Annotated in this window: 4 protein-coding genes and 1 tRNA gene; 3 read left to right on the plus strand and 2 right to left on the minus strand. The window is 41.4% G+C overall.

All coding sequences use genetic code 11. The features are described from left to right. Positions 1-27: 27 nt before the first annotated feature. A complete protein-coding gene (locus JCM15548_RS20025) occupies positions 28-1,455 on the minus strand; it encodes an ATP-dependent DNA helicase (protein ID WP_062128948.1) in 1,428 nt (475 codons plus the stop codon). A gap of 89 nt (positions 1,456-1,544) precedes the next feature. Here JCM15548_RS20025 and JCM15548_RS20030 point away from each other — a divergent pair, with 89 nt between their 5' ends. From JCM15548_RS20030 to JCM15548_RS20040, 3 genes are read left to right on the plus strand one after another with little or no spacing between them, the layout of a single operon-like run. Continuing rightward, positions 1,545-2,177 (plus strand): hypothetical protein, encoded by a 633-nt coding sequence (locus JCM15548_RS20030; protein ID WP_062128950.1) that lies wholly within the window; start codon positions 1,545-1,547, stop codon positions 2,175-2,177. A 13-nt stretch (positions 2,178-2,190) separates the two neighbouring features. Further along, positions 2,191-3,036: a DUF3822 family protein gene (locus tag JCM15548_RS20035; protein ID WP_062128952.1), complete on the plus strand. Its 846-nt coding sequence runs from the start codon at positions 2,191-2,193 to the stop codon at positions 3,034-3,036. Further along, positions 3,027-3,572 carry an RsmD family RNA methyltransferase gene (locus tag JCM15548_RS20040; RefSeq protein ID WP_062128954.1) on the plus strand — a complete coding sequence of 182 codons (546 nt, stop codon included), beginning with the start codon at positions 3,027-3,029 and terminating at the stop codon, positions 3,570-3,572. The genes JCM15548_RS20035 and JCM15548_RS20040 overlap by 10 nt, the downstream gene beginning before the upstream one ends. Before the next feature lie 56 nt (positions 3,573-3,628). On the opposite strand, the gene JCM15548_RS20045 is transcribed toward JCM15548_RS20040, so the two are convergent. Continuing rightward, positions 3,629-3,702: transfer RNA gene (locus JCM15548_RS20045), tRNA-Asp, on the minus strand. Positions 3,703-3,733: the final 31 nt, after the last annotated feature.

Below are 3,733 nucleotides of genomic sequence, written 5' to 3' on the forward strand. Positions count from 1 at the left end.
GGGGGCAATCAGGACCTGTCTTAAGTCTCACTCATCCGACAAAAACTCTTTGGGGAAATTTACCAGATAAAGGCGTTCAGTGGCACGGGTAACTGCCGTGTACAGCCAACGTATTAAATCACGAGACAGGAAGTCCTCTGTAAAATATCCCAAATCAACAAAAACGGCCTTCCATTGGCCTCCCTGCGCCTTATGAGCAGTCATGGCATAGGCAAATTTTATTTGAAGCGCATTGTAAAATTCATTGTTCCGGACCATTTCATATTGCTTCCTGGTGGGCCGGATATCCTGATAATCCTCCATAACCAAAGAGAAAAAAGTCTCTTGTTGTTCCCTTGAAAAGCCAGCGCCTTCACTTTGCAGGCTGTCCAGTATGATGCGGGCATCCACCTCAACATTTTTGTAATCAACCAATTCACAGGTGATATCGGCAAAACGGTAGCCATACAGATCCTGGTTCTTTTGAATTCTCAAAACCCGGGCAATATCACCATTGGCAATAAAACTAATTTCACTGTGCTGCCTGATCCAAAAATAATTGTTCTTCATCACCAGCAAATAATCACCTGTTGCCAATTCTTCCTCACGGTATAATATGGTATTGCGAATACCCTGATTGTATAAATTGGCTCTTTTATTGGTGCGACAAACAACCAAGGTCTCTTCCAGTCCGTAATGGTCATAGCAATAATTCAATTCATCCATCAATTCAGTCCCCGTAATACGCAAAACATCCTTAAAATCTCTGGTTTCAATTTTGGGATATACTTTAATTTCCTCATTTTCATCCAGCAAACGGCGCAACGCGGTAGCATTGTGTAATATACCACCCCCCTCCTGTTGGCGCAGCACATCGGTCAGAGAACTCTCCCAAACCTGAAGTCCATAGGCCTCCAGACCTGTTCGTTCCAATGCCGGACTCATAGAAATTCCTACCGGCGGAAGCTGGGCAGTGTCCCCTATTAATAATAAGCGACAGCTTTCTCCACTATAAACAAATTGAATTAAATCATCCAGTAAGCGACCTGAACCAAAAACACTGCCGCCATAACTATTGTTGGCAATCATGGAGGCTTCATCCACAATAAAAACCGTATTTTTATGAAGGTTATCATTCAAATTAAAGCCACCAAAACCATCCTTAGAGCCTTGCTGCCGGTATATCTTTTTATGAATGGTAAATGCCGGCATTTCAACATGGTTGCTGAGCACCTTGGCGGCCCTTCCTGTAGGGGCCAGCAAAACAGCCTTTATTTTAAAGTCATTGAGCGACTGAACCAAGGCCCGCATGAGGGTTGTTTTGCCGGTACCGGCATAGCCTTGCAGTAAAAACATGGGTTTATCCGAAACAGCTCCCAGAAAGTGGGATATTCCCTCCATGGCCTTGAGCTGCGAAACGGTAGGCTCAAATGTAAAATGTGATTTAAATGTGTTAAAAATGTGTTCTTTCAGCATTTTTTTGGTAAATAATTCCTCAAAGAAAAGATGATTGGTTTTTTTTTTATAAATTTGTACAAAGTTTCAAAAACAAAATCATAAAGATAATGAAAACAGCATTCCAAATTCTATTGACCATTGCAATTATTGTCCTGGCCTATTTTTTAGTGAACAGCATTAATAAGCCGGTTAAGTTTCAAAAAGACTATGAGACTAGAAGAGACAAGGTTATTGAAAGATTGAAAGAAATTCGAAGCGCTCAGGTTGCCTACAAATCCGTCAATGGTATTTACACAGCCAATTTTGATACTTTGAGTGCTTTTGTTGCCAAGGACTCATTGCCAATGGTTAGAATGGAAGGAGCTTTGACAGACAGCATGCTTGAAGCAGGCATGACCGAAGCAACCGCATTAAAAATGGGCATTATTACCCGGGATACCAGCCGCATCAGTGTCAAGGATTCCTTGTTCAGTCGTAAACCCTGGATCACTGACTCATTAAGGTATGTTCCCTTTACAGACAAAAAAGAGTTTGAAATGGGTATTGGTATCATCAGAACGGCATCAGAGGTTGAAGTACCGGTTTTTGAAGCAAAAGTACACAACAACACCTATCTCAACGGATTGGACGAACAGGAGATCATTAATATTAATGACCGTCAAAGACAACTGGAAAAATATCCGGGACTTAAGGTCGGTTCATTGACAGAAGCTAACAACAATGCAGGTAACTGGGAATAGTCTGAAAAACACAATGAAACCTTTTTCGATCGTTGACGAAACATTTGATCCCAGTATCAGTTCATCTTACTTTATATCCATCCAGATTACTCTGGATGGATTTTCTTTTTGTACACTGGACCCGGTCAGGAACAAATACATACAGATCCAGCACATCGGTTTTTCCCGTCAAAAGCCATTTTACCAGCAGGTGGAAGACTGCTTTAATCAAATAGAAAAACTCAGTTTACCGTACAAGAAAACCCTGGTTTTATTACCTGGCAGGGTGGCCACTCTTGTCCCCACCCCACTATTTGATGGCGAGGATGCAGCCAAATGGCTCTCATTTACGCATATTGTACCCGAAAAACACGCTGTTAAAACCAACAAAATTAAAATGGCTGATGCGTATAATGTTTTCCCTGTAGATGAAAACCTTGAGCAGCTATTGAAAAAACAATTTCCTAATCCTTTGTTTTTTCACCAACATACGCCCATTATTGAAGGAAACCTGACCACCAATATGAGCAATGCACAACAAACCACCCTTTTTATTAATCTGGCAGGGGAATATTTTGATTTATTGGCCTTTGGCAACAACAACCTAAAGCTCTGCAATTCTTTTCCCATAAAGAGTGAAAATGACTTCATTTATTTCACGCTCTTCACATACGAACAATTAAAACTCAACCCGGCGGATACGGAAATAATTTTGAGTGGCACCCACCCCCAGTTTTCACAACTATCGGTGCATATCAGCAAATATGTGCGAAAAGTTAAGCATACCAGCATGCCCCATCATTTTCAATACAGTCATCAGTTCAGAGAAATTAATAATCAATCCTTTTATAACCTGTTAAGTTTACCGGTATGCGTATAGTAGGTGGAGAATTAAGCGGACGTCGGTTTTCACCGCCAAAAAATTTCAGGGCCAGACCAACCACCGATACAGCTCGTGAATCATTGTTCAACATATTGGCCAATCATTACGACTTCGAAGAATTGTCGGTATTGGATTTATTTGGCGGAACAGGTGCCATTAGCTTAGAATTTGCTTCCAGAGGGGTTCCACAGGTGACCTGTGTAGAAAAAAATTACCACCATTACAGTTTCATCAAGAAATGCATTGTTGAACTTGATTTAACCTCCGTCATTCAACCTGTCAAAGCAGATGTGTTTACTTTTCTTAGCAAGGGGGGCATGAGTCCTGTCAGGCTTATTTTTGCCGATCCTCCCTTTGACCTGCCCCACTTTGATAAAGTATTACCAGCGGTTTTAGAAAGCGGATTAATGGCACCTGAAGGCCTCTTTATATTAGAGCACGGTCCGCAAAACGACTATTCAACCCATCCCGCCTTTCAACAACTAAGAAAGTACGGCAAAGTGCACTTTAGTTTCTTTGGGAACCAAAAATAAAAAAAACGCTAAGCACCAAAAAGCCGGTCAACTAATAAAAGTTAACCGGCTTTTCGCGGTCTGGACGGGACTCGAACCCGCGACCCTCGGCGTGACAGGCCGATATTCTAACCAACTGAACTACCAGACCAATAATTCAATTCAAAAACATACATAATGTT

This window comes from Geofilum rubicundum JCM 15548 (assembly GCF_000974365.1).
GTDB lineage: Bacteria > Bacteroidota > Bacteroidia > Bacteroidales > Marinilabiliaceae > Geofilum > Geofilum rubicundum.

Coding starts and splice junctions, on each gene's coding strand:
- JCM15548_RS20025 (WP_062128948.1), bottom strand. CDS start 1,455: ATGCTGAAAGAACACATTTTTAACACATTTAAATCACATTTTACATTT.
- JCM15548_RS20030 (WP_062128950.1), top strand. CDS start 1,545: ATGAAAACAGCATTCCAAATTCTATTGACCATTGCAATTATTGTCCTG.
- JCM15548_RS20035 (WP_062128952.1), top strand. CDS start 2,191: ATGAAACCTTTTTCGATCGTTGACGAAACATTTGATCCCAGTATCAGT.
- JCM15548_RS20040 (WP_062128954.1), top strand. CDS start 3,027: ATGCGTATAGTAGGTGGAGAATTAAGCGGACGTCGGTTTTCACCGCCA.